This is a genomic window from Rhodomicrobium sp. R_RK_3 (assembly GCF_002198715.1).
Classification (GTDB): Bacteria; Pseudomonadota; Alphaproteobacteria; order Rhizobiales; family Rhodomicrobiaceae; genus R-RK-3.
In genome coordinates this window covers 1-4,680 of record NZ_MWLK01000019.1, presented here as the reverse complement: position 1 = coordinate 4,680, position 4,680 = coordinate 1, and the positions used below count along the sequence as shown (strand labels likewise).

Genomic DNA, 4,680 nt, shown 5'->3' with positions numbered 1-4,680 from the left:
GTCCAACCTGCTTGTGCATCACCCGCCTCCGAATCAGAGCCTCGCAAGCCATCACTCAACCAAAATCGACTTACGCAAAGGTCTCCCATGGGAGAGGGGAAGGCCGCGGCGCGCTGTGAGGTCGGGGACAATCACGGCGCTCATGAAATTCGCTTCCGCATCATTCGATCCTGCCCTCCGGGTCATGCCCGCCCCCCATTTTATCCGCGCTGGTTCAGCATCACTTGCCGTCGGCGATTTTCTTCTGGGCTTCCGGATGGCCGAGTTCGGCGGCCTTCAGGTACCAACTCCGCGCGATCGTCGCGTCGGGCTTGGCGATCGAGCCGACCGGCGAGCGCGAGCGCACCTGCGGATCGTAGGTCTGCGCCATGTAATAGGCGCCCGCCGCGCTGCCCCGGCTGGCCAGATATTCGAAGATCAGCCGCGCCCCGGCGATGTCGTCGAGCGCCAGCGCGCCCTTCCCCCGCTTCAGCCGCTCGGCCTCCTCCTCGGGCGAGATGGTCAGCACCGGCTTGACCGGCTCGGCCTGAGGCTGCACGGCCGCGGTCTTTCCCGCCGATGGATTCGGCTGCGCCTGGGCAGGCTTGTCCGGCTTCGGGCTTGACTGCGCCTGAGCGGGCTTGTCCGGTTTCGGGCTCGGCGCCGCCTGCGCGGGCTTCTCCGGCTGAGTGCTAGGCTTCGCCTGTGCGGGCTTCGGCGCGGGCGCGGCGGGTTGCGCCTGCGGCGCGGGCTTGTCCTCCCGGGCGGCGGGTCGCAGCGCGGCCCCATCGCTCAGCGATCCGACCGGCGGCGTCATGGCCGGCGCGCCGGTGAGCCGCGCGAGAACGAAATTCTCCGCCCCCGGCTTCTTGTAGAAATCCGGCGTCTGCAGCCCCTTGGTCAGCTTGCGCACTTCGCGCTCGACATAGGTGCCGAGATCGAAGACGCGAACCTCGCGCTCATTGGCGAGATCGGCCGCGCCGTTCAAACCCTTCACCACGGCGTTGGTGAAGACGCCGTGACCGATTTCGGCCATCTCCAGCGCGTCCTGCTGGGTGTTGGTGGCGGAGAAGGCGACGATGGCCTCGTCGCTGGCGTCCTTCATCAGCCGCGAATTGAAGGCGCTGGTCGAACGGCAGGTATCGACGAAGAGCAGCCGGCGCCCCTTGGCGGCCTGCAGCGCGCCTTCCAGCACGCTCCATTTCACCACCGAGGAGGATTGCAGGACATTGCCGTCACCATAGCGGGCGTCGGTCGGCAGGAACTGGTAGCCGGTGCGGGTGTCGTTCAGCCCATGGCCGGCGACGAAGACGGCGACGGTATCGGTGTCCTTGGTCTGCACCAGCAGGTCGAGGACGTTCTCGATATTGGCCCTGGTCGGCTCCATCGCGCCGCCCGCGCCATTGACCAGCACGCGCTTGATGACATGCAGATGATGCTTGCCCATCTGCGCCTCGATGGTGTCGGCGAAGGCGCGGGCGTCCGCCCCGGCAAAGGCGAGGTCGCAGGCCGCATTGCCCTCCGGCCCGCATTTCCTCGGCAATTGCGGATATTTATCTGCGCCGATGGCGACGATATAGAGATTGTTGCGCCGGTCGAGCGCGCCCTCCCCGCGCTGGGTCACGTCGAGCTGGGCTTCGGCCAGCAGGTCGGCCTGGCTGTGCGCGACGAGGCGGACGCGGTTTCGGCCCTGCGCCAGCGGCACCTCGATGCTTACCGTTCCGCCTTCGCGGCGGGCGGTGGCGGTGACCTTGGTGTCGTTGACGAATGCAGAGAAGGTTTTTACCGGATCGCCGGAATTTTCGGCGAGCGCCAGCTCGATGGTGGTGGTGCCGGTGCTGGTCGAGCTGCCCTCGCGCGGCGAGACCACGGCGAGCTTGGGCGGCAGGCGCTTGGCCAGGTCCGGAATTTCGAAACTGCCGGTGCGCTCGGTATCGGCCTCCTCGACCGCCTGCGTGGCGCTGGCGAGGGTGATGGCGCGATCGACGATGTCGGGCCGGTAGAATTTGTTGCGGAGCTGGCTGGCGCTGATGAACTCGGGCACCTGATCCGGGCCTTTATTGAGCTGCCAGCCGAACATCCGGTCGCCATTGGGCGAGGAGGCGAAATAGCCCTGCGGCGTCCACACCACCCACTCGCCGTCCGTGCCCTGGAAGGCGGTGACAATCAGCTCGCGGGTCTGCAAATTCCACAAGCGCACGGTCTGGTCGGCGGCGCCCGAGACCAGGAAGCGGCCGTCGGGCGAAGGCGCAAAATCGCGGACCTGGCCGCCATGGCCGACGAAGGCGCCGAGCGCGCGGCCGGTCAGATCGAAGGCGAGAATGCTCTGCGCGGCGCCGAGCAGAACGGCCTGTCCGTCCGGCGTAAAGCCCATCGGGCTGTTGCCGTTGGTGCCGCTGTCGGCCCCGAGATCGATCTGGCTCTCCAACTCGCCGCCCCTGGAGATTTCCAGATAGCGGGTGTTGATGAGGTATTTTTCGACGCGCTTGAATTCCACCGAGCGGGAGCCGTGCAGCGGGTCGCGCCGGACATAATTCTGGTAGCCGCGCGCGGGCTTGTCCCAGCTATCGAGGCGGGGGCGTTCGCCGATCGCGGGGGGCGGCGGCGCGGCGGCCTGCTCCGGATCGATCTCCGGCATCACGGCCATCGGCACCATGCCCCGCGGCAGCACCATGCGCCGCGTCAGCGGCATCACCTTGTCCTCGCCGGTGCGGTCGATCGAATGGCCCCAGGCGAACGCGCCGCTGTCCCTCTCGAAGCCGACGGCATGCACGGTTGCGCCGGAGGAGCGCAGCAAAGCAGTTTCCTTGCCGGTTGCGGTATCGAGCAGGCGGATCGTGCTGTTATAGCCCGCCGCAGCAAGCCGCCCGTCCGGGGTGTGGACAAGCGGGCCGTTGCAGGTCGGGCGGTCGGTATTCAGCGGGTTCTCCTCCCACAGCTTGCCGTCACGGAACTCCTTGCCGCTGACCATCTCGACGAAATTGCAGCCCTGCATCGCGCTCGAATAGAGCATCCATTTGCCGTCCGGGCTGAAGCTGATTGCCGGGACCGCGGAATGTCCGAGCATGCCGCCCGGCCAGGCGAACTGGCGGATGAAGGCGCCCGTATTGCCGTCCCAGAGCAACACCCTGCCATCCTCGCTGCCGGAGGCGATCACCCGGTCATCGGGCGAGAAGATCACCGTCTTGACTTCGGCGCTCCACTTGTCCGAGTTCTTGTTTTCCTTCTCGAGCTGGGTCTTGTGCTCGGTCGATTCCGAGATCTGCGTGCCATCCGCTGCGTTCCACAGCCGTAGCGATTCATCGTCGGCGCCAGTGACGATGCGCGTGCCGGCCTTGTTGAAGGCGACCGTGTTGATCTTCTTGCTATGGCCGGTCAGTTGCAGCAGCTTCTGCCCCTTGTCGACATCCCAGACGATCGCCGTCCGGTCGGCGCTGCCGGAGACGAGCCGGCTGCCGTCGGCCGAGAAGGCCAGCGCGAAGACGACGTTGACATGGCCCTTCAGCACGCGGACCAGCTTGCCGGAGGGGAAATCATACAGGCGCACGGCCGAGCCGCTCAGCAGGTCGGCGTCGGACATGTAGCCGCCGACCGCCAGCCAGCGCCCATAGGCGCTGAGCGCCATGGCGTAGATCGTGCCCCAATCGCCGGGCGAGGTCTCGCCGCGAATGATGCGAACCGTCTTGCCGGTCGCCAGATCCCAGACCCGGACCGTCTTGTCGTTGGAGGCCGAGACGAGCTGCTTGCCGTCGGGGGTGACGGCCAAGTCGACCACATTGGCCATATGGCCGCCGGTCTCCAGCATCAATTGCGGCTTGTCATCGGCGCGCACCACGGGCCGCGCCCCGACCGTGACGCTCACCTGCTGCTCGGCGCCCCCGCGCATGATGGCGACGGTGACCTTCGTGCCCGGCGCCGTCGAGGCGACGATACCGAGGAAATCCTCGACGGTTTCGAGGCGCTTGCCATCGATCGCCACCAGGATGTCGTCGCCCTTCAGGCCGGCCGCGTCCGCCGGACCCTGGGCGACGGGCGGTTGCAGCAGCTTGGCGCCGCGCGGCTGGTCCCAGCCGAGCTTGTCGGCCTCTTCCTTGGGCACGGACCCGACCTGGACTCCGAACCAGCCGGTTTCCGCCTGCGCCACCGCTTGCAGGCAAGAGCCGATAAGTATAAGTGCCGCCACAAGGATCTTCATCCGCCCAATCCACCCGCAAACGTTGTATCGGCGCAAAGGCTGCAAAGTCGCCACAATATCGGCAATGCCGCTTGGTGGCGGATCGCATTCTTAAAACACAGAATGGTCTTTATTGTCGGAATTGGGTCCGTTTGATGACGTCTTGATCCCGGCCGCGGAAATTGACAGATATTGTCGTAATCCTTCAACCCAGCCGCGAATACATCGATCAGCACACGGCAAGTCGGGGCCGAAAACGCAGTCGCGAAGAAGGAGGCAACCCGCAGCCCACTCGGAGTGTCATTCCCGCGAAGGCGGGAATCCAGTACGCCGCAGCGCCGGAATGACAGGCGCGGTCCCACCATATGCACCGGTTACTGGATCCCCGCTTTCGCGGGGATGACAAAAAAAGGGGATTGGCGGTGGACGCTCTACCGGCGCGGGGTGGGGAACAATTGGCGTCCGGCAAAAGAAGAAGCCCGCCCCCGTGGGGTGACGGGGACGGGCTTCTCTGCTTCGCGGGGGGT

General features: G+C 66.2%; 1 protein-coding gene. It reads right to left on the bottom strand.

What is annotated here, in order from left to right; all coding sequences use genetic code 11:
- Window positions 1–220 precede the first annotated feature (220 nt).
- The gene (locus BLEFHOIH_RS10630) at window positions 221–4,174 is read right to left on the bottom strand and encodes a PDZ domain-containing protein (RefSeq protein ID WP_088345201.1); all 3,954 of its coding nucleotides are present in this window, start codon (window positions 4,172–4,174) and stop codon (window positions 221–223) included.
- Window positions 4,175–4,680: the final 506 nt, after the last annotated feature.